Origin of the sequence: Tianxiuia mixotrophica, assembly GCF_050596425.1 — a bacterium.
In the GTDB taxonomy this organism is placed as follows: Bacteria; Bacillota; Clostridia; order Peptostreptococcales; family Acidaminobacteraceae.
The window spans coordinates 3,999,992-4,021,002 of the sequence record NZ_CP192292.1; the positions used below are offsets into that span (position 1 = coordinate 3,999,992).

General features: G+C 37.5%; 20 protein-coding genes and 6 tRNA genes. 5 read left to right on the forward strand and 21 right to left on the reverse strand.

Features of this window, described 5'->3' with window-relative positions:
- Window positions 1–19: 19 nt before the first annotated feature.
- Complete coding sequence (locus ACQ4KW_RS17825; RefSeq protein WP_430883789.1) at window positions 20–1,474, reverse strand: leucyl aminopeptidase; 1,455 nt, start codon at window positions 1,472–1,474, stop codon at window positions 20–22.
- A 175-nt stretch (window positions 1,475–1,649) separates the two neighbouring features.
- On the opposite strand from ACQ4KW_RS17825, the gene ACQ4KW_RS17830 reads away from it, so the two are divergent.
- Window positions 1,650–2,171 (forward strand): type 1 glutamine amidotransferase domain-containing protein, encoded by a 522-nt coding sequence (locus ACQ4KW_RS17830; RefSeq protein ID WP_430883790.1) that lies wholly within the window; start codon window positions 1,650–1,652, stop codon window positions 2,169–2,171.
- 166 nt (window positions 2,172–2,337) lie between these two features.
- Here ACQ4KW_RS17830 and ACQ4KW_RS17835 read toward each other — a convergent pair whose 3' ends face one another.
- Together ACQ4KW_RS17835 and ACQ4KW_RS17840 are read right to left on the reverse strand one after the other, a co-directional pair.
- Window positions 2,338–4,461, reverse strand: coding sequence for a sensor histidine kinase (locus ACQ4KW_RS17835; protein WP_430883791.1), 2,124 nt, complete (start codon window positions 4,459–4,461; stop codon window positions 2,338–2,340).
- A gap of 27 nt (window positions 4,462–4,488) precedes the next feature.
- Window positions 4,489–6,264: a thioredoxin domain-containing protein gene (locus ACQ4KW_RS17840; RefSeq protein ID WP_430883792.1), complete on the reverse strand. Its 1,776-nt coding sequence runs from the start codon at window positions 6,262–6,264 to the stop codon at window positions 4,489–4,491.
- 241 nt (window positions 6,265–6,505) lie between these two features.
- Between ACQ4KW_RS17840 and ACQ4KW_RS17845 the strand changes: the two genes are divergently transcribed.
- Entirely contained in the window at window positions 6,506–7,171 is a 666-nt protein-coding gene (locus ACQ4KW_RS17845) for a hypothetical protein (RefSeq protein WP_430883793.1), read from the forward strand.
- A 151-nt stretch (window positions 7,172–7,322) separates the two neighbouring features.
- Here the strand turns inward: ACQ4KW_RS17845 and ACQ4KW_RS17850 are convergent, their stop codons facing one another.
- The 5 genes from ACQ4KW_RS17850 to ACQ4KW_RS17870 all read right to left on the reverse strand — a co-directional run bounded on the left by ACQ4KW_RS17850 (window position 7,323) and on the right by ACQ4KW_RS17870 (window position 11,151).
- Window positions 7,323–8,030 (reverse strand): hypothetical protein, encoded by a 708-nt coding sequence (locus ACQ4KW_RS17850; RefSeq protein WP_430883794.1) that lies wholly within the window; start codon window positions 8,028–8,030, stop codon window positions 7,323–7,325.
- A 198-nt stretch (window positions 8,031–8,228) separates the two neighbouring features.
- Complete coding sequence (locus tag ACQ4KW_RS17855; protein WP_430883795.1) at window positions 8,229–8,360, reverse strand: cyclic lactone autoinducer peptide; 132 nt, start codon at window positions 8,358–8,360, stop codon at window positions 8,229–8,231.
- Window positions 8,360–8,941 (reverse strand): accessory gene regulator ArgB-like protein, encoded by a 582-nt coding sequence (locus ACQ4KW_RS17860; protein WP_430883796.1) that lies wholly within the window; start codon window positions 8,939–8,941, stop codon window positions 8,360–8,362. Before ACQ4KW_RS17860 ends, ACQ4KW_RS17855 begins: the two co-directional genes overlap by 1 nt.
- Window positions 8,942–9,104: 163 nt before the next feature.
- Window positions 9,105–10,415, reverse strand: coding sequence for a sensor histidine kinase (locus ACQ4KW_RS17865; protein WP_430883797.1), 1,311 nt, complete (start codon window positions 10,413–10,415; stop codon window positions 9,105–9,107).
- Between the two features lie 16 nt (window positions 10,416–10,431).
- Window positions 10,432–11,151, reverse strand: a complete 720-nt coding sequence (locus tag ACQ4KW_RS17870; protein ID WP_430883798.1) for a LytR/AlgR family response regulator transcription factor — start codon at window positions 11,149–11,151, stop codon at window positions 10,432–10,434.
- Window positions 11,152–11,298: 147 nt separating this feature from the next.
- Between ACQ4KW_RS17870 and ACQ4KW_RS17875 the strand changes: the two genes are divergently transcribed.
- The gene (locus ACQ4KW_RS17875) at window positions 11,299–11,664 is read left to right on the forward strand and encodes a hypothetical protein (protein WP_430883799.1); all 366 of its coding nucleotides are present in this window, start codon (window positions 11,299–11,301) and stop codon (window positions 11,662–11,664) included.
- A gap of 237 nt (window positions 11,665–11,901) precedes the next feature.
- Here the strand turns inward: ACQ4KW_RS17875 and ACQ4KW_RS17880 are convergent, their stop codons facing one another.
- Genes ACQ4KW_RS17880 through ACQ4KW_RS17890 form a run of 3 tightly spaced genes read right to left on the reverse strand, consistent with a single transcriptional unit; the run spans window position 11,902 to window position 13,630 of the window.
- Window positions 11,902–12,837, reverse strand: coding sequence for a DUF697 domain-containing protein (locus ACQ4KW_RS17880; RefSeq protein ID WP_430883800.1), 936 nt, complete (start codon window positions 12,835–12,837; stop codon window positions 11,902–11,904).
- 58 nt (window positions 12,838–12,895) lie between these two features.
- Window positions 12,896–13,414, reverse strand: a complete 519-nt coding sequence (locus tag ACQ4KW_RS17885) for a hypothetical protein (protein WP_430883801.1) — start codon at window positions 13,412–13,414, stop codon at window positions 12,896–12,898.
- An 18-nt stretch (window positions 13,415–13,432) separates the two neighbouring features.
- Window positions 13,433–13,630 carry a helix-turn-helix domain-containing protein gene (locus ACQ4KW_RS17890; RefSeq protein ID WP_430883802.1) on the reverse strand — a complete coding sequence of 66 codons (198 nt, stop codon included), beginning with the start codon at window positions 13,628–13,630 and terminating at the stop codon, window positions 13,433–13,435.
- Window positions 13,631–13,789: 159 nt separating this feature from the next.
- On the opposite strand from ACQ4KW_RS17890, the gene ACQ4KW_RS17895 reads away from it, so the two are divergent.
- A complete protein-coding gene (locus ACQ4KW_RS17895; RefSeq protein WP_430883803.1) occupies window positions 13,790–14,101 on the forward strand; it encodes a helix-turn-helix domain-containing protein in 312 nt (103 codons plus the stop codon).
- Between the two features lie 182 nt (window positions 14,102–14,283).
- Here the strand turns inward: ACQ4KW_RS17895 and ACQ4KW_RS17900 are convergent.
- The 10 genes from ACQ4KW_RS17900 to ACQ4KW_RS17945 form a co-directional block, all read right to left on the reverse strand.
- Window positions 14,284–14,360: transfer RNA gene (locus ACQ4KW_RS17900), tRNA-Arg, on the reverse strand.
- A gap of 248 nt (window positions 14,361–14,608) precedes the next feature.
- Window positions 14,609–14,684: transfer RNA gene (locus ACQ4KW_RS17905), tRNA-Lys, on the reverse strand.
- 5 nt (window positions 14,685–14,689) lie between these two features.
- A tRNA-Gln gene (locus tag ACQ4KW_RS17910) sits at window positions 14,690–14,765 on the reverse strand.
- A gap of 9 nt (window positions 14,766–14,774) precedes the next feature.
- A tRNA-His gene (locus ACQ4KW_RS17915) sits at window positions 14,775–14,850 on the reverse strand.
- Between the two features lie 6 nt (window positions 14,851–14,856).
- Window positions 14,857–14,933, reverse strand: a tRNA-Arg gene (locus ACQ4KW_RS17920).
- A gap of 50 nt (window positions 14,934–14,983) precedes the next feature.
- Window positions 14,984–15,060, reverse strand: a tRNA-Pro gene (locus ACQ4KW_RS17925).
- Window positions 15,061–15,216: 156 nt separating this feature from the next.
- Window positions 15,217–15,693 carry a metallophosphoesterase gene (locus tag ACQ4KW_RS17930; RefSeq protein ID WP_430883804.1) on the reverse strand — a complete coding sequence of 159 codons (477 nt, stop codon included), beginning with the start codon at window positions 15,691–15,693 and terminating at the stop codon, window positions 15,217–15,219.
- A 1-nt stretch (window position 15,694) separates the two neighbouring features.
- Entirely contained in the window at window positions 15,695–16,297 is a 603-nt protein-coding gene (locus ACQ4KW_RS17935; RefSeq protein ID WP_430883805.1) for an XTP/dITP diphosphatase, read from the reverse strand.
- A gap of 157 nt (window positions 16,298–16,454) precedes the next feature.
- Complete coding sequence (rph, locus tag ACQ4KW_RS17940; RefSeq protein ID WP_430883806.1) at window positions 16,455–17,186, reverse strand: ribonuclease PH; 732 nt, start codon at window positions 17,184–17,186, stop codon at window positions 16,455–16,457.
- Between the two features lie 49 nt (window positions 17,187–17,235).
- On the reverse strand, window positions 17,236–18,567 hold the full coding sequence (locus tag ACQ4KW_RS17945; RefSeq protein WP_430883807.1) for a cache domain-containing protein: 1,332 nt from the start codon (window positions 18,565–18,567) through the stop codon (window positions 17,236–17,238).
- Between the two features lie 192 nt (window positions 18,568–18,759).
- On the opposite strand from ACQ4KW_RS17945, the gene ACQ4KW_RS17950 reads away from it, so the two are divergent.
- Complete coding sequence (locus tag ACQ4KW_RS17950) at window positions 18,760–20,901, forward strand: ATP-binding protein (RefSeq protein WP_430883808.1); 2,142 nt, start codon at window positions 18,760–18,762, stop codon at window positions 20,899–20,901.
- Window positions 20,902–21,011 lie beyond the last annotated feature (110 nt).

Below are 21,011 nucleotides of genomic sequence, written 5' to 3' on the forward strand. Positions count from 1 at the left end.
ACACTTACTTTATTAATGGTTATGCAAAACTTTTTGCTAGGAAGTACAGATTCTTAACACCAACACCAGTGGCTCCATATGGTGTTAGTCCAAATGGTTTTTCCGTCCAGCTTGTCCCAGCAATATCAAGATGAATCCATGGTGTTTCGTCAACAAACTCTCCAATGAATGCACCTGCAGTGATCATGCCTGCTTCGCGAACAGCATTTGTAATATCAGCTTCCTTATGCTTGATTGAGTCAACAATTTCTTCTGTGAGTGGCATTCTCCAAACATTTTCGCCAGAAATTTTCGAAGCTGACTCCATCTTTGACCAGAAGTCATCATTGTTTGAAACCGCACCAGTTACAGTGTTGCCCAGCGCAATGACTTGAGCACCTGTAAGTGTGGCAATATCAACAACTCGAGATACTTTCAGATCTTTGATTATATAATCTATAGCATCAATAAGCGTTAGACGACCTTCTGCATCTGTGCTCTTAATGAATATTGACTTACCACCTCTTGAATCAATAATATCACCTAGTCTGTAACCACCACCAGAAATCATATTTTCGCATGCCGCAACCACAGCTGTTACATTGACCTTAATGCCCTGACCTGAAATAGCGGCCATAGCACCAACAACAGCTGCTGCACCACCCATATCCGTTTTCATATTCGTCATACTTGCTGGAGGCTTTAAAGAATATCCACCTGTATCAAATGAAAGACCCTTACCAACAAGACCTAAAACGTCGTCAGCCTTATCCGGATTGCCTTTATACTCCATGACAATTAAACGTGGTCTATTTTCACTGGCTTTGGCAACCGTTAAATAAGCCGGCATATTTAGTGCTTCAATTTCTGGATCTTCTAAGACTTTTACATCAAAACCAAAGGTTTTGCCTGCCTTAACAGCTTCTTCTGCCATTCGCTTAGGCAACATCACGTTTGCAGGCTCATTGACCATCATTTTAGCAACTTTTGTGGCTTCACCAATGGTAACCCCTTCTTCAAAAGCTTTTTTGACATCAACATCATTTTCAAGGTTTACAATAACATCTAGTCTTTCATCTTTTTTATCACCAGTTTTATAGGTGTCAAATTTATAGCCTGATTCCGTAAGAGCCGTTGCAAAGTTTCTTACAAGAAGGATCTTATCCTCTGCACCACTTATATTTTCAAAATCAATCTCAATGGATTCAAATTTATTGGAAATGGCATATTGTATAATTGATTGACCAGCCTTATGAGCATCTTTTAGGCTACCAGTGCTCATTTCAAATACGGCTTCAGACTTTAACCTGTTATCATCTAGCCAAGTGTTCGTAAACTTTGATCCCGCTTTCTTTTCGAATCTATCTGAAGATTTATACACGTCAAATAGTTTAGAAAAGCCTTCACTTAGTTGGCCCGTTAAGACACCATTTTCAAACTGAAGAATCACTCGATTTTCACTTTTTTCATTATTCATACTTAAATTTACTTTCATATGTTGCGCCTCCTTAATTAAACTTCTTTAATCATTATAACATTTTAAACGCATTTTGAATCAGTTGTTATATAAATTTCACATTTGTACTAATTACAATGACAAAATAGTCAGTTCTACGTTTTGTCTTCAAAAAAATGGGCATTATTATAGTGTGCTACGAAGGAGGGAAACAATGAACACTGACATCAGAATTCTATGCTTATTGGAAAAAGACTTTGAGGATTTAGAACTGTGGTATCCGATTCTTAGACTAAGAGAAGAAGGAGCCTCTGTTGATTTAGCCGCACCGGAAAAAGACAAGGTCTATTACGGAAAATATGGTGTTCCTGCAGAAGCGACAATCGCATTAAAGGGTGTTGATCCTGACCATTATGACGGTCTTCTCGTTCCTGGAGGATGGGCGCCAGACAAGCTTCGACGTTATGACAAGGTTATTGAAATTGTCCAGGCCATGGATAAGGCTAGAAAGCCTATAGGGCATATTTGTCATGCAGGCTGGGTATTAACATCTGCTGACATCGTGAAGGGCAGAACCGTGACAAGTACGCCAGGTATTAAAGACGACATGATCCATGCTGGGGCTCTCTGGGTGGATGAACCCGTCGTTGTCGATGAACATATTGTCTCAAGCAGAAGACCGCCAGACTTGCCCGCCTATATGAAAGCCTACATAAAACAACTCTATCAAAAATAAGTTTTGATGCGTATTTTTGCACTCTCAGACTTGAGATTTAAAGTAAAATTTTCTTTTTGACTGAGGACCAATTTATACGAGTATAATCTATTACAATGTTAGGTAGATAATTTAAAAGCTGAGGGCTGCGGCCCTCAGCTTTCTATTTCTGACAAGTGAATCCACTTCACTGATCTTTTAGGTTCTTTGGTATATCAAGTCTAAAACTTGTGCCTCCTTTGACCTCACTCTGACACTTGATTTTTCCGCCCATGGTATCGGTCACCAAATTATAGACGATATTCAGCCCTATTCCACTTCCGCCTGAATGTTTTTTCGTTGTAAAATAAGGGTTAAATATCTTGTCTATGTGGTCAGGATCTATACCCACACCATTATCGGTGTATAAGATGGTTAGGCTTCCATCCACTTCCTTGACTTCAATAACAATTTCCCCTCTTTCACGTCCCATAAAGCCATGCATAACACTGTTTGAGATTAAGTTGGAGAAAATCTGAAAGTATATTCCGGGATAGCTGTGAATAAGCAAGGACTGAGGGCCATTCATATGAACGCTATGATTTCCCGACTTCGTCAGCGGCTTCAAACTCAAAACAATTTCTTTGAGATAGTCCATTAAATCAAAAGCCCTATACTCATCTGTGTTTTGATCTATAGATAGTCTTTTCAGACTCTGAACTTGTTCTGAACTCGTTTTCAAATTACTTTCAATAATCTCAGCACTTTCTTCGATGTCCCTTAAGGCCTTTTCAGCAGTTGATTTTTTCAAGGTGCCATTTTCAAGCGCTGATTGCAATTTGTTTGTGGTTTCTTTTATATAAGAGTTTGCAGTTATTGATACCCCCACTGGTGTGTTAATATCATGAGCAAAACCTGGTACCAATTCTCCAACAATAGCCATTTTTTCTTTCTGTATAAGCTTATCTTGAAGGGCCTTTAAATCTTCGATATTCTTTTGAAGTTCTAGTGTTCTCTCTTCCACCTTTGATTCAAGATTTTGATTTAGAGCCTTAAGTTCTTCCTTGTAAGCTGAACGCACTTCAAGCATTTCATTGGCATGATGAGCCATTTTTTTAAACTCATCATAGGCCACATGCTCTACTTCAATATACTTATCTGATGATGATGCTTTTTCAAAGAATTCCGTAAAGAGTGTAATATTTTTTTCAATCTTATTTGAGATTTTTCTAGAAATGCTGAGCATTATAATCAAGGCCAGCATGGATAGAATCCCTATATCAATTAGAGTTGTAAGGAGTCTGTCAAAAAGCTGTTCTTGTCTCTGTGCCAATATAATCTCCACATCATCTAAATACACCCCTGAACCGATCATCCACTCCCAGTCCTCTATACCTTTAATAAAAGATACCTTTGGTGCGAGTTTATCATTTTGCAACTTGTTCCAGACATAATAAATATAGTCTCCATCCGGATTTCGTACAGCATCTCTTTCCGCTTGGATGACTTTGAATCCATTCGGATCTTCTAGTTCCCAAATATTCTTATACGATTCCACCACTTTTCCATCAAGGACTAGGGCTATGCCATCATAAGTATTTGCAAAAATGTAACCTTGCTGACCAAATCGTAAGGCCTCCATCCTTTCAAGAACCTCATTTTGCGCCTGAGTTTCCATTTCGTCAAGGTATGTGCCTGTTCCAACAATCCAGTCAAATGGCTCATAATATTTTACATAAGTCAATTTTTCATAAGCATCACCATAATAATCTCTGGGCTTAGGCCAATAGCCTGTAACATAGCCCTCTCCATCACGCAGGGCCTTGCTTACTTCATCTTGTACAGTGAAATTCCCTTTTGCATCTTGAAGGTTCCAGTAGTTCAGCCCCTCCATTTCCGGGCTATATGCAAAAAGGACATTGTTGCCTTTTGAATCCTCAATAAAGTAATAGTTGTTTTCTGTTTCAAAACGATTGGTCCTTAAGGCATCCTTTATGATGTTTTTTAGTTCTTCTTCCGGCAGTGTGTTTGCATACTTTTCATGCAAGTTTGCGATTGTTTGAACCGCTGAATCCACCCGCGTCTTTAAGTTTTGCTCAACATGCTTTCTTTGAGTGCTTCTCACAAATTCAACATACTCAATGAACTCCAGCACACGGTTTTTTATCACATCTTTCTGTTCTTCTAAATAGTCTGTTCGAATTGCATCTACGTCTTTTCTATATTGATAATATTCCAGTCCAGTGATAGTTGATACAATAAGGACTCCCAATAACAAAATTGAGAGTAATGAGTATGTCCTGATAGTCTTTACAAGTTCAGATCTTTTCATAAAGACACCTGCCTATTGAAGCGACTCTTACTGGAGACGCCCCGTCCTTAAAAGACCAATGGCGCATGACGCTGTCCCAAGTGGTCTAATCGCTGATTCCATACGCATGAAGGCTTCGTGCTCATTAGCAGCATGCGCCAGGATTTCATCAGCGCCTAGGGTTGATAAACGCAGTAAATTCCATAAGTGAATACCATTTCCACTTGGAACCGCCTGATCGTTTAATTGTATTGGTCGAAGCACTAGATTCTCATGTCTTTCTCCTGTCATGGCATAACCACCCGTTGGAAGTTTAAATGAGCGTTCGCAGTATCTAGCAAGAGATTTAGCTTGCAATGAGAAAACCGGCATTTTAGTGGCTTTAAAGAGTTCGATGAATCCCCATATTAGAAAGGCATAGTCTTCAAAATATGCAGGGCCAAGGGGTCTTTCTCCAATAAATCCACGTACCAACTTATCGGGGTCGTCGTTGCCACCGATTTTATTCAGCACGCTCATAGCTTGGCGTATATATTCGTCCTCTTTTAAAATCGCACCCGATCTTGCAAGCGCAGCAATTATCAGCCCATTCCATCCTGTAAGAACTTTTTTATCAACACTTGGTCTTTCTCTTTTTAACCTGTATTGGTATAAGTCTTTTCGTACACGCTCCCATAGGGCGTCATCCATTTTCCCCTTACATTCTATTCTATTCGGTATCCATTTTCCTTCAAAGTTTGGCTCACCACTTATACCGATCATTCCAGATACAGCGCCTGAAAGAGCATTTCCTGTGACTGATTCAATCTCTTCCGGTGTCCATAAATAATACGCCCCCTCCTGACCTTCCGTGTCAGCATCTTGAGCTGCGTAGTATCCTCCATCTGGTGATAACATTTCCTCATTCAAAAACGCTATGAGTTCATGGGCCGTTTCTGCATAGCCAATTCGACCGGTGAGCCTATAGGCTTCAGTATAAGTATATATAAGAAGGGCGTTGTCATACAGCATTTTTTCAAAATGGGGCACAATCCATTTTTTATCGGTTGCGTACCGCATAAAGCCATAGCCAATTTGGTCGTATATGCCCCCTTGGCGCATCATCATGAGGGTGTTTTCAGCCGCATTCCTTATGCGGGGTACATCAAACGCTTCACTTGCATATAAAGCCGTTAAAACAAAATGGGGCATGGGGAACTTGGGTGCATTTGAAAACCCGCCATAATCACCATCGTAATTTTCCATTAAGGCATCTAAAACATTTCTTAGTGAGGTCTCTCTAGATATAACAGGCCCATTATCGGCAGACTGCAACCTATTTGCGCCCTCATGTACCTTAGAGCAAAACTCATCCACTTTTTGCTTATCATCAGAGTATAATTGACAGCCTTCTTTTAAGAGTCGCTTAAGGCCCTTGTAGCCCTGTTTATCTTCTTTGGGAATATAGGTTCCTGCGAAATAAGGTATCCCGTCTGGACGAAGTATTAAGTTTAGAGGCCAACCGCCACTGCCCGTCATTTCTTGAGAGTAAATCATATAAACATGATCAATATCTGGACGCTCTTCTCGATCCACCTTTATGGCAACAAAATGTTTGTTTAGTATGTCTGCAACCTCAGTGTCTTCAAAAGATTCATGCGCCATGACATGGCACCAGTGACATGTGCTGTATCCTATACTTAAAAATATTGGCTTATTTTCATCCTTTGCTTTTTCAAAAGCCTCGTCTCCCCAAGGATACCAGTCTATTGGATTGTCTGCATGTTGTAAAAGATAAGGACTTAACTCTTTTGCCAATCTATTTTGAATATGTTTAACTTCCATAAAATCACTTCCTTTTATCTATCGTACTTCAAAGATACCCTGAAATCTATGGCATTAATTACAAATTCCCTGAAATAGAATCGATATAACCAATTCCATTGATAATTTGCATTTAAATTGGTATAAATAATGAAGTTGATTGTCTGATAGATGCAAAGGCTTAAGTTGGCAAACCCTTCTGAGGCTGTCATATTGGATATGCGTTTTTTCTGGATCATTTCATGAAAAGGGGGACAACAAAATGATTGGTATTCAAATAGCAAGTAATACAGAGTGGCGGTCTATTTGCGAAATTTATAATATTAAGACCACACATGCCACACCGTATGGTCCATATTTTGATGTGAGCATTCGGGGCAAAAACTGTCGATTTTACTTTTCTGGATACTCTAAGACCAAGGCAGCCGGAGCAGCCCAATACGCCATTAGCACTTGGTTCCCTGAAAAAATATATGTCTGCGGCACCTGTGGTGGTGTGAGCGGAAAACTCCATCCTGGTGATGTAATTATTGCAAATGAAACTGTGTTTTATGACTGCATCGACCGATTCACCCATTCCGATGCCCCCTTCTTTCCCTATCTGGATACAAAACTAGATACTCAGAAAATTGATTTCCTCAGGAATCTTGGTATCCACTTTGGGCGGATTGCAACGGGCGATCAAGATATTGATTTGATCATTCGAAACTCACTTGAGCCCCTTGGGGTTCTTGCAGCTGACTGGGAATCTGCCTCAGTGGCCCACATATGTGAGATCAATAATGTTCCCTTGACTGTCATACGAGGTGTGACAGATATTCCTGGCTACAATGGCGCAACCACGGAAGATCAAGCAAACAGCTACTATGCAAAGACGCCCTCAATAATGGACAAAATATTAAGCACTGTTTTACCTGAAATTTTGTAAATCAGTAAGGCATAATCAAGCTAAATACCTATACAAAAAACGGTGCGAATTTTCGCACCGTTTAATTATTATATTGAATATTCTCTATCAAGTTTTCATTTTAGACATTTCTAATATTTCAAAGCACACATAATAAATGTGGTTCATTTGTCTACTTGATAAGGAGTGGGCCTGCATCACTTAATGGCATTTTAAGTTCATGCATTTCATTGTCATAGTAATATACAACAAATTCTTCACCATTTATGTAGGCTTCTGGGAAAGACTCTGGACCTGTTATCGGATTCACTTGGCCTTCCATCATTGCTGAATCAAGAGATGAAACAAAAGCTTCTTGCTCATCAGCACTTAACTCTGTCCATAAAGTGTGAAACAGTATAGGCTCTCCTGTTGTCATATCTACAGTAAAGCTTGTAAATAGGTCATAAGTATTCTTACCATCACCTGTTGGATCTGTCGTGAAATCAAAGCGAATTGAAATCCACTGATTTGATAGGTGTGTTACATCAAAACTTGTTTCTATAACATTGGCTTCACCTGAAAGCAATGCATGTTCAGTTCTGAAGGCTTGACGAATTGTCATATTAACGCGCTCTTCAATAAGCTTATCTTCTAAACCACTCACTTCTGGATAAGTTATTTCCATTTCCATTTCATCACCCATAACTGTGAGTTTTTCAGGTGTTGTTACGTTTTCTGTTGTAATAGCTTGGTCCGAAGTCTCCTGCTCATTTTTCTCTGTTTGAGCTGACTCTTCAACTGGTGCGTTGTTGTCTGCCGGCTCTGTATCTTGCGAGCACGCCGCAGTTGATACGGCTAAAGCCAAGATAAGCAGACCCGCTGCAATTTTCTTACGCATAATCATCCTCCTGTTTTCATCAATCAGAACAATCATACCAGATTTCAAAGTTTTTACAAGCCATACGGGATTACATTTTGTTTTCAAATATATGATCATTTCTTCATGGCTATTACGGTTTATTGACAATTAAATACCCCTTTGACGATTGGTCTAAGGGGATATTCAATAATGCTTTAATTTTTAAGAAAGGGTTGATTATTTCTCGTCTTTTAGTAGTTGTTGTGGCATTTTTGGTTGGTATGATAAATACCAACTATGTTTTTCTTTTCCAGAATATGCTGTTTTGATTGCTGCTTTTGCTATTAACCTCATTATAAAAGTCTTCATTACCAGTTCTCCTTCCTCAACTTTTCAGCCAGAAGCGTAGTCGCTTCAAAAAATAACCCCAAAGAAAATATTCCAACATACCATAAATAACTCTGCTTTATGACTAAAACTGTTATTATCACTAGATAAACCAACATAAGCTTTATAGAGCTTTCTCTAAACTTGCGCTGTTCATCTACTGTAATCGGTCTACTTTTTACTGCTACAGGAGATAAAATGTAGACAATAGTAAATGATATTAAAGTAATAGCAAAAATCAATATAGGCGATTTATTGATAGAGATCAAACTACAAGTTAAAATATCTGCAATTATAAAACCTATGGTAAGAATAAAACATTTAAAGACAGTTTTTGCATGGTATCCCCCTGCATACATTCTTAAAGATCCAAATGCAATAATGAATAAAACTGATTCTATAACATAACCAAACAAAGATGCTAAGATAAATATTCCTATTAATTTTATTGTTGTAAGAAACAACACTTCTAGACCATACTGATATACTGACATATCATCAAAGCTAATAATATCGTTTTTGATAAGCGATCGAGTAATCTCTCTCGACATCTGATTTATCATGAATCCTCCTAAAAATTTCAAGTAAGACTTTACTATTTAATATTTTAATTCGATTATGGATAAATTAGAATGGACATTGCATATTCAAACCTTGAAACATCACAATTGGCTATTCGTTCAAAAAAAAGTGAGGTCAATGACCTCACTTTTATATACTGTTTCCTTATATTTTGGTATTTGGCAATGCAACATTAAGCTTAAACTCACTGTTTTCTTTATTAATCTTGAGAATACCATCATATTTTTTCACGATAAATTTTATATTTCCCAAACCATATCCATGATTCTTAGTATCCTCTTTAGTTGTCGATAAGTCCTCATTGATAATACTTGCGTTATACATATTATTCAATTTAATAACTATATACTCCATCTCAAAGTATATATTGAGATTGATCGATCGCTGATCTTCACTAAGATTCTCGACTGCTTCTATTGCATTATCTAATGCATTGCCTAATATCACAGAAAGATCAATCAGCTTCAGATTCATCTTTTCAGGCAGATTAACTTTCCAATAAAATTCAATATTTTTGGATCTCATAATCTGATACTTCGAACTTAGCAAACCCGAAATTCCTGGATAATCTGAACTAAATGCAACATTAAATTGCTCAGCTTCACTAACTAATTCCCCAGCATATTCACGTGCATTATTCATTTCACCTTGTTCTAACATTCCATATAAACAGCCTATATGGTGATTAAAATCATGTCTTATAGATTTCATTTGATGGTTGATATCCTCCAAATGATTTAAATAAAATATTTGTCTATTGTACTCTTCCTCCTGTAACTGCCAATCACGTTCCTTCATAGCATACGTCACTATGCTTTCAGTCATTCGAACAACTAATATACTAATTGCAACAATCCCAAACAATACACTAACAATGAATAGCACATCGCTTTCGTATATACTTTTATTTTGAAAATATACATCCCCGACAATGACTATAAATGCAACATCAATTAATAAAACCATTATAATTTTATATAAATCTCGCGGATCAGCAACATTAAGATTTTTGAATTTTGAAAGCACAAACTGGCTAAATGCTACAAATAGAAACTTCGCTACTATAACAAAAGCCAATCGATTATATCCAACTATTATTGACTCAAAGCTATCATATCCAAATAAAGCCGCAAAACCTAATGCTGCAATAATGTCTGAAATAGCTATACTTATAAAACATATAATTGACATCAATGCAATATGAAGAAATTTTCCTTTAAAAATTATCAAAAATACAACATAAACTACTAAAGTTTTTATAACCATCCCTGGACCATTTATTAAGCCCGCATACTGATCAATTAAAAAATTGACTCCAGTTAAAAGCCCTATCAAAGAATAGTTAATTATATAGCTTTTAAATCTTTGAATAAACACTTGTGAAAACAAGTAAAACAACACCATGTACTCAAACAAAAAAAATGTTATCTCCAAATAAGATGAAAAATCAAGCAACCCGTTCCCCCCCACACTATTTGAACAACCGTTTTTCAATCGCCGTTTTAACGACTTTAACAAATGTCTTGCTCACTGGTATTTGTCCAAAATCATCTCGTAGCGTTATGACTTTGTCTTTGTACGACGACACAAAGTCCATATTGATAATACACCCCTGGTGACACTGTACGAAGAGCCCTTCCCCCAACTCTTTTTTCAGGTCTTTAAAGGAGTTATAGTAAGCAATTTCATCCCCATTTTCCACATGCACTATAACTTGATGACCTGATTTTTCAAAAAACACTATTTCATCGAATGAAAGTTCTTTCATAACACTCTTTGACTTCACCAACAGTCGACTATCCTTTTCATTTCTAAATTGAATCTCTTTCAGCCGTGTTTGTACATCATTGAAAAATACATCAAACTTCTTTTCAGTAAGCGGTTTAATGATGTAGTCGAATGCTCGTATACCGAACGCTTGCAAAGCGTAGTCTCTAAAACCCGTTACAAATACTATAACAGCATCCTTATTCATTTCCCTAATTTCTTTTCCTGTTTCAATACCATTTAACTTTTTCATTTCTATGTCTAAAAAGACCAAATCAAGCTGCTCATTCTTACACACTTCAATGAGTTCCTCGCCGCTTTCAGCTTCAATAATTGAATAGTCTACATCTTTAAGCGCTTTATTTAAGTATCCTTTTATGGTGTTAATTTGTTTTCTTTCATCATCGCATATTGCAATTCTCATGTTGGGGTCCCCCTTACATATATTTTACTATTTATTCAGAGATGATTCCTACTCTTTATTTGATTGTTTTATGGTTTTTATCGTTTCGAACACTGAAAATATGTATATAAATTAATAAATCATAATCATTACCCGCGGAGGTAAAATATGGATAAATACAAGCAAGCCGCTTTATTTGGTGTCTTAGGGTTCTTTTCTCTTAGAATTCCACTCCTTGGATTCTTTTTTGTTGGACTGTGTCTATTTTTAATCGTACATGGACTATCACTTCGACACAATAAAGCACCTCTTCCAAAACGTTATATTGGTCGCATAATTGATACAAAACACTTTCGTAAGACATATAGTCAATTTGAAATTTTATTTTCTATAACCTTACTTGCTTGGTTTTCATTAACCTTTATTATTAATAATGCCATCACTCTCTTTATAATCTACACTGTACTTGTGTTCATACTGTTAACATATAAATCTGAAATCATTTCACAATACATTGATGACAATAGTTCTTAATACCTATACACAATATTATCACATAATGTGCTAGTTCCTATATATTTAGTTTATACGTATTTATGTCTATATGGAATACTTTCATGTATTATTTTTTTAAATATTTTTTCATTTTTATCAAATGAGGTAAAATTATTGCAAAATTTAAAATGATCACGTAATGCAATCGTAAACCAAGGGCAATCTCCCTTTGGCTTAGCGAATCATCATGTGATCACTTCATTAGTAACAATTCAATTACGATTCATTTTTACTTGATTTTTTGCTAAAAACCTTGCCTGCATATTCTGCAGCTTGCTTTGGTACAACACCCACAGTCCGTTTAATCACTTTTGTCACAAGCACTTTTCGCGCTTCTGTTCTGGATTGCTTTTTTATATTCTTTTCTTTGAATTCTTCATCTGTCATATACAACCAGTATTTTGTGACATATCCTATTTTGAGCGTGATATATGCACTGAAACACCCCTGTATAAAAGACCCTGAAATTTTACTAATAATCTTCCCAAATAATTTCTCTCCTGATGCATCAAGCACATCTTCTAACATTTCTTCAGGATTGATTTCTTCTATAGTATTGAAGATAAACGCGGTTATAAATATATCTCTTATCATCTTGATAAGCTGGATAATTGTTGGTCGAAATCCAGCAATGACTATAATTCTTTTTATCATCCTTATATTGTAGTACATGATTGAAACAGCATCTAGAATCCCATTCTGTGAAATCGCAGTGGTCAAAAGTACCAGAGACGATGTGTCCTCCACCTCTGCATCAATTTTCAAAGCTTTCTCTAGATAAATATCTTTAATAGCCAGTTCTACCTGTCCATCTTTGAATGATTCTCTCAGGTGATCCTTATCAATCTCATCTATATACTCGCTCCTTAACATCTGTTTGACTGTTTTTTCAATATTCTTCACATCAAGTTGAATATCATCTGTCATGAAATCAGATATTTTTGTCTTTGGCATTCGTAAAACACTTACGAGTGGAACCACAACAAGATAGGTGAACAACAAGATTGTTGCTGCGTAAAATCCAATCTCTAAACTTACGTGGATGTCACCAAATTTATCACCGATTGATAGGATATTATTCATGACAACAATAAACATAAAAAACAACACTGCAAATAGGGCGATTTGAATATATCTACTCCGACTTTCCATCTTAACACCTCACTCTTAGATCATTCTAACAGTTTTTAATTAGAAAAGTCTTAACAATTCAATTTTTATTTTCCCTATTTTCTTTTAGAATATTCAAAATGTACTCAGTTGCACATAAATCAATATAAGCTTTCTCATATCGTTCATTGACTAGAAATAACTCCCTAATATATGCTTTTTCCGAGGCCTTGTCTACCTGAACACTTCTCTTGTTAAGTTTTATTTTGTCTCTTATTGCATCAAGCACATGGCATAGAGAAGGGTTACTCACTATATCTTTACTATACTCACCTTCTTTTCTCTTGAGATTACGTATAGCATCTTCATTTATATATTCCGCCTGCTTATATCGATTTATTAAAAATAGAACCTCTGATCTTCTTTTTTCCAGTGACTGTAATTGATCTTTTAAAGCTAGATGTCTTATTTTTATAATTTCAGTGGCTTGGTCTTTAACAAGATTCTGATCTAAAGAAAATTTTCTTAGGGGATCTTTTACAGTCCCGCTTTTCGAATCAGTGCTACACGTTGACTCACCATACTCTATTTCATAAATGGATACCTTCTGATTGGTCATAGACACCTCCATAACACATTATGTGCGATTCGCCTGAAAAAAAATATCATCGACTTGTGCATCAGGAAATTTTTCTTTAAAACGAACGAGAAAGTTATAACTTGGATTACGTATACCCGCTTCAATTTTTGAATAGTGCGAGAATGAAACATGCAGATATCTTGCCATTTCAACTTGTGTTAAGTTCTGTTCTTTCCTGAAATTAGATAATTTCATGATATCCTCCCAGAGTGTAGTTCACGAACGCACATTTTTCTTATTATTCCATTTTTATACTATCGCACATAATGTGCGCAGTCAACCAAATGGAAGCACTTTTCGTGAAAGATTCCCAAATTCACACATATTGTGCTAATATAGCATTGGAGGGATATTATGTTCGGAGACAGATTAAAGTTACTAAGAACGGAAAAAGAGATCACTCAAAAAGAACTGGCAGAGATGCTAAATGTCTCTCCTAGTACGGTTGGCATGTATGAACGCAATCAGCGTGACCCCGATACAGTCACTCTTAGCTTTCTAGCTGACTATTTTAAGGTGAGCGTGGATTATCTTCTTGATAGGACCACGTACCGCCATCCCTATTCTGGGGTGGCTGAAGCGAGTGAGAACTACCTAAGCGGCCTTGATGACGATGAGATCGATGCTGTTAAGAGTATGATTAAAATGTTAAAGAAGAAGAAATAAAAAGACCTCCTATTCAGGTGGTCTTTTTCCATGTGTGGGATGAGGAACTCTCCACCGCTCTCGTAGGTTGCTCTCAGGCCAGGCCCGCGTACTGTTTCAGCCCTACCCGGCAGCGCTTGCTCACGTCCGAGTCCTTTTCTTAACCAATAAAAAAGACCTCCTTGACAGGAGATCTTTTTTATTGGTGCGGGATGAGGGACTCGAACCCCCAACCAACTGGTTCGAAGCCAGCTACTCTATCCGATTGAGCTAATCCCGCCTATTTTTTTGTTCTGTTCACTCTTGGAACAATATCCATTATAGCAGTTAAACACTGTAATTCCAAGCCCTAAATCTTATTTTAACCAATATTTTAGCAACTCATGATGTTTTCTACTTAATACGCAATTTCATGCCGTGTTTCTTCTATTATATATGTGCTCAATATAATAAAAAAACCTCATGCCAAGCATGAAGTAACAATTCGTTTCAACTATCTGAATTTTCAGTTATTAGTAAGTATAAAAATGGTGACCCATCTGCGACTCGAACGCAGGACACCCTGATTAAAAGTCAGGTGCTCTACCGACTGAGCTAATGGGTCACATTTGGCTGGGGATACAGGACTCGAACCTGTGGATGACGGAGTCAAAGTCCGCTGCCTTACCGACTTGGCTAATCCCCAAAATAAAAATGGGGCGACTGAGGGGATTTGAACCCCCGAATGCAGGAGTCACAATCCTGTGTCTTAACCACTTGACTACAGCCGCCAGGTATGGCGCGTCACTAGGGATTCGAACCCCAGACCTACGGCTTAGAAGGCCGTTGCTCTATCCAGCTGAGCTAGTGACGCGTACTTATCAATTTTTGGAGCCTTGAAGATTAACCTCTACAGTTAATCAGTGGTCGGGGTGGCAGGATTTGAACCCGCGACCCTCTGGTCCCAAACCAGATGCGCTACCAAACTGCGCTACACCCCGTCAATCAAGCGCTCCGCCAACTGACAAAACTTATTATACAGGACATATGGGGCATCGTCAACACTTTTAGCAAAGTTTTTTTAAGACTGTGCAAAGTGGCTCTACACATGTATTTCCAATGGTTTGAGCACACTTTCATAACACACAGCGTTAAAGTTAGACAATTTCCAATATTTCAGCTTTAACCTTTTTACCCGATAAATCCAGTATTCCATAGCTATTTTTATACTTTCCTCTCGGAAACCCTATGCTTCCCGGGTTTAAAAAAAGCACATCATTCTCAATCGCTGATAAGGCCACATGAGTATGACCATACACAACAACATCAATTTCTAGCTCTTTTGCTCTATAAAAAAGACGCATTAAACTGTGTTTCACATCATAGTGATGTCCGTGGACAAGAAATATTCTATAATCCCCCAGTTCAAGCACAAGTTCTGCCGGGCCCTGGTCTGATGAACCAATATTGCCCCTAACACCAATCATTTCAATTTTTGTGTCTTCTGAAAGTTTTTCTAAGTCTTGGTATGTATCTCCTGCATGAAGAATCAAATCCACCTTGCCCATTTGACGAATGGCTTCTCTTGCAAGTTCCAATTCACCATGTGTATCACTCATTACACCAATACGCATACTAGGCCTCCAGATATTTATCCAGTTCGACTTTTAAGAGTTTAAGAGCATTGGCTCTATGACTTAAGGCATTCTTCTCATGCGATTCAAGTTCAGCAAATGTTTTGCCTAGCTCAGGAACAACAAAGAGTGGATCATAACCGAACCCATTGGTCCCCTTCGCCTCATAGCCAATTCGTCCAACCACTTCGCCTCGAACAACTATTTTATGCCCATTTTTGAAAAGCATGGTTAGCACAGTGACAAATCGAGCTGTTCTTTTTTCATCCGGCACATCTTTTAATGCTTTTAGAAGCTTTTCATTATTGGCTACAGGGTCTGCACTTTCACCTGCATATCTGGCAGAGTATACACCGGGTGCCCCGTTCAAGGCGTCCACTTCAAGACCACTATCGTCTGCTATGGTATCAATGCCCAACTCATCCATAACGGCCTTGGCCTTTATCAGTGAATTTTCCTCGAATGTTTCACCATCTTCTATGATTTCATAATCAACCAGACCTGCATCATGCATGGTTTGAAGTTCTAGTTTATAATCTTTTAGTATTTCCTGAATCTCTTCAAGCTTGTGTTTGTTTCCTGATGCTAGAATGACCTTTTTCATCCTATACCTCCTCTGTGCTAAACAATCCATTATCCGCGGATCCAATGTTATACCAAACTTCATTCAAGCTATTGGCATAATCTCCAAATTCTTATTATAAAACAAGCATAGGGTTTTTGAAATACCATCCCTATGCTTACATCTAGTCTAATACAAACTATTCACCTTTTACAGAACTCAAAACTTCATTTTGTATCTGAATAAGCTCACGAATACCTTTTTCACCATAAGACATCATAGTATTTAGTTCATCGCGGGTAAACGGCGCTTCTTCACCGGTGCCTTGAAGTTCAATAAATCTACCGTCCCCTGTCATTATCAAATTCATGTCAACCTTTGCAGTTGAATCTTCTGCGTAACATAAATCCAGTACAGGACATTCACCGACAATACCAACACTTATGGCTGCCACAGATTCTTTCACAGGAATCTCTTCAATGAGCTCTTGTGCTTTTAATTTTTCAAGCGCCATCATTAAGGCCACATAAGCGCCTGTAATAGATGCTGTGCGCGTGCCACCATCAGCCTGTATAACATCGCAGTCAATCCAGATCGTGCGCTCACCCAGCTTATCAAGCTCTACAATAGACCTTAAAGAACGTCCAATCAGTCTTTGTATTTCTTGTGAACGTCCATCAATCTTGCCTTTTGCTGCCGCTCGGATCTTTCTTTGTTGAGTGGATCCTGGCATCATACTGTATTCAGCTGTCACCCAACCCGAGTCTTTTCCCTTTAGAAATGGGGGAACTTTTTCTTCTACCATTGCTGTGCAAATTACCTTTGTTAAACCCATTTCTATCAAAACAGAACCATCTGGATGTAGTAAATAGTTTGGCGTGATCTTGACAGGTCTTATTTCGTCAACCTTGCGATTGTCTATACGCTCCATTTTTTTCCTCCTAAAATTCATTTCTTCTTACTGGTCATATTGTACCATATTAAGAAGAAGTCTTCTTATATAGGCTCATTATAAAAAGACCTAGTGATGCGAAGCCAGTTATTAGTAGATATAAAAGCCCCATATCACCCTTGTTATTTTCAGGTATGTCTTCTGATCCAATTTCTGACTGCGGAATAACAAGTCCTACAATCCAACTTTCATTGCTAAACCATTTTTCTGGCTCCCATATTTGAAATGGCTTAAGTCTTTGTGTTATAACCATGTAATTTTCATCTTCAACTGTAATCATTTCATAATGGGTTATATCATCTTTAGGCAAGGCAAGGGAGCGAACTGACTCATATTGGCTTTGCGAGAGCATTCTTTCAAGTCTATTAAAGCCAACTCCATCACCTGTTATTTCTAAACTGTCTAGATCTTCTTTAAAACCTAAAACCTCAGCGCCAGCTTCATTAATCGCAAAAATATTCCCGCTTGACTGAGATAAGAATGTGAATCCTTCTTTTGACACATTGAGCTCTTCAACCAAGTCGATTATGCTAGTCATGTTTACATCAAATGCAACCGTCCCAAGAAAGGTATCTCTTTCTCTATTAAATAATGGCGCCGTAAAAGTCATAATAACCTCTCCAGTCACACCATCTTGAACGGGAAGAAGGACACGTGCCAATTGATCTGGATTTGCTTTAATCCCGGCTTCTTCTTGTATTCTTTTTTCAAATGCATCCACAAGACCTGGATTAAATGCTTCCCAAATATTTGTATCTATAAATGCAGGATATACTTCATAAAACAGAGTGCCTAGATCAACCCACGGGTACATTCTCGTAAAGGACTTATTGAGCCCTCCCTGGGTATAGGTCAATTGCTTTTTCACTCCATTTTTATGAAAGGATTCTAAAATCAAGTCAAGAAAAATTGTGTTATCAAGATCTCGTTGCACTTCTTCCTTGATTTGCCCATCATCATTGAGCAAATGCCTATGCACCATAACCACATTTGGCTCAGTAGGACTATTTTGATACCATTTACCATTGAAGGTAAGTTTATCAGCTGTGACACTATTGGATTTAAGGGCATCCGTTACAGATGCAAGGGCTTCAGAATGATCAATATAAGTTTGCTGTATACTCCTAAGTATTGAAAGTTCATTGAATATAGCATCGATACGCAGTTCTATTTGTCGACCAACAATTTCTATATAACCGCCGTATAGTCTCTCGGTTTCATCTAAGACTGACACCTGATCCATCTTGGATGATGTCTGCGAGATATTTGAAGCCCCCATACTCTCATTGAGCATATACAAAGATCCTGCAATCATTATAAGCAAAAGTATGGAAACTATTTTTCTAAAATCATAGCGCATGAAGCCGCCCCCTTTTTTCCCACGGGATTATTCTTATTCAAACAACTTATAAAATGACAACCGCGAAAATAAAATCACGTGAATAATCCGAATCATTTATAGAATTACCCATTTATTGATGTTCTGTATCTATATTTATGAAATCAACTGGGTACTAATATAAAGACTTATCTAAACAACGGAGATGATTAAATGATGCAGAATAAACAGAGTAAGTTTTTCAACAAAAAACATAGTTTTATTAAAGTCCTTGCGCAAATTAACGTGCTTATTTTAATCATGTCCTTTACAATCGTCAGTATTATGTTTGTTTGGAATTTTAGACATCAAACAAAGGAAATATTTCTTGAAAATGCCCAATCAAAAATAAATCAGAGTAATGTTCTCATTGAATATATTTCTGACACTGTTGTAAATATGTCAAGGCAAGTTTTCAGAAACCAGAAGTTTAACCGCCTTATTACAACTGAATTTTCAAGTGAAATGCCTCGCTATGAAGCACGAACCGAAGCTGTCAAAATACTTGAACCTCAGCAACAGGCTTTTCAATACATTGATAGCTTAATCTTTATAGGCAATGATGGGTTTAGCGTTGGTGCCCCTATTGATAAGTTTTTATCTGTTAAGGAAAATGAGTTTAATGATGAATTCTACACAAGCCTGGCATGGAACTCAAAGTCTGAGTACATTTGGTTGGCCCCCAAAACTCACCCCATTTACTCTCCTGATAAGCCAGTTATATCTGTGGTAAAATCATTTCAAAACTTCATAACCCTTGAAAATTCCGGAACCCTAATTATTAATATTGATCCAGATATTTTTGCTGACGCTATCTCCGAGCTTAGAATCGGCGGTTCAGGATTTATGCTTCTTGCTGATGAAACTGGCCAAGTCATCGCAAATCCAGACCTTGACGAACTTGGGGTTTCAGACGAAACAGTGTCTACTGTAATTAAAAGAACCCTTGAAAATGCGAGTTTGAGCGATCAAAATAATTCTTCTAAACTCGTCAACTTTGAATCCAGTATTGATGGAAAGTTCTATTTTATAAGCTACAATCAGCTGAAAAAAACAAATTGGTATACAATTGCAATCGTTGAGAGTTCCGCCTTAACATCCGGCGCAACGGATTTAATCAATTTGATGTTGCTTGTCATCATTGCAGCTTTAGGCCTGTCCACATTCATGTCATTAAAATTCTCCCAGTGGCTATTTAAACCGCTCATTCACTTGGCAAACACACTAAATGACTATAAATCTGGTGATTACGATCTCCGAATAGATGAAACTTACCGATACGAATTCGAGGTCTTAAGGGAAAATTTCAATTCAATGGCTGACCGCATCACTAAGGATTTCAAGCGAATAAACACCTATTCCGAAAACCTTGAAAAAAGCAAAGCAGAATTAAACACACTCAATCTCGAACTGGAAAAAAGAGTGGAGGAAAGAACCAGAGAACTCCAGGAAACCAACCAGTACCTAGAAGAAACACTTGCTCAAAATGAAGAGACTCAGTCCGAACTCATGATGACTAAAAACGACTTAGAAAACTCTCTTATCGAGCTTCAAGAAACCCAAAGCCGGTTGATTGAGTCTCAAAAGAACGCTGCTCTTGGTCAGCTTTTAGCGGGTATTTCTCACGAAATTAACACACCGCTTGGTACCGCCCTAACAACTGTGACATACATGCAAACGCTCCAGGAACGAATTCAGATTAGGTATAAAAACAAATCCTTAGGTCAGTCAGAATTTAGAAGTTTTATGGAGGATTCAATAGAAATGACTGACATTATTAATACAACACTGCAAAAAACCATCGGAATTCTGAGCAGATTTAAAGAGATCTCCATTCTTCAGTCTGAAAAAGATATTTCTCAGTTTTACTTACTGGATCGCTTAAGTGACATTAGTGAGATATATTCCGAGCGCTATCCGACACTTCAATTTGAAATCAATGTGGATGAAAATCTAAGGTTGGCCGCACCGAAGGGCCTTCTTCATGAAATATTTGAAATATTAATGGAGAACTCCGTAAAACATGGATTTGGAGAAGCGTGGCCCGACCCGCCACTCATCTCAATTTCTGCTGAAAGTGATGGATACGACTTGACTATTATATACTCAGACAACGGACAAGGGCTGGAGGACCATCAAAAGCCACGCATATTTGAACCCTTCTATACAACAAAATTCGGAAGTGGTGGTAGTGGCCTTGGGCTCCATCTTCTTTACAATATCATTTCCACTGCCCTTCAAGGACAAGTGGATGTTATTGACATTGAAGGACAAGGCCTGTCTTTCAAAATGACCTTTCCAAAGCTTATCAGTTAAGCAACTTTCAAAATAACATTTAGGAGTCATTGTTATACCAAATATAAATATTAATGAATCAAAATTCTACATTTGGTATAACGATGACTTAGATCTGTAATTTTGTAAGC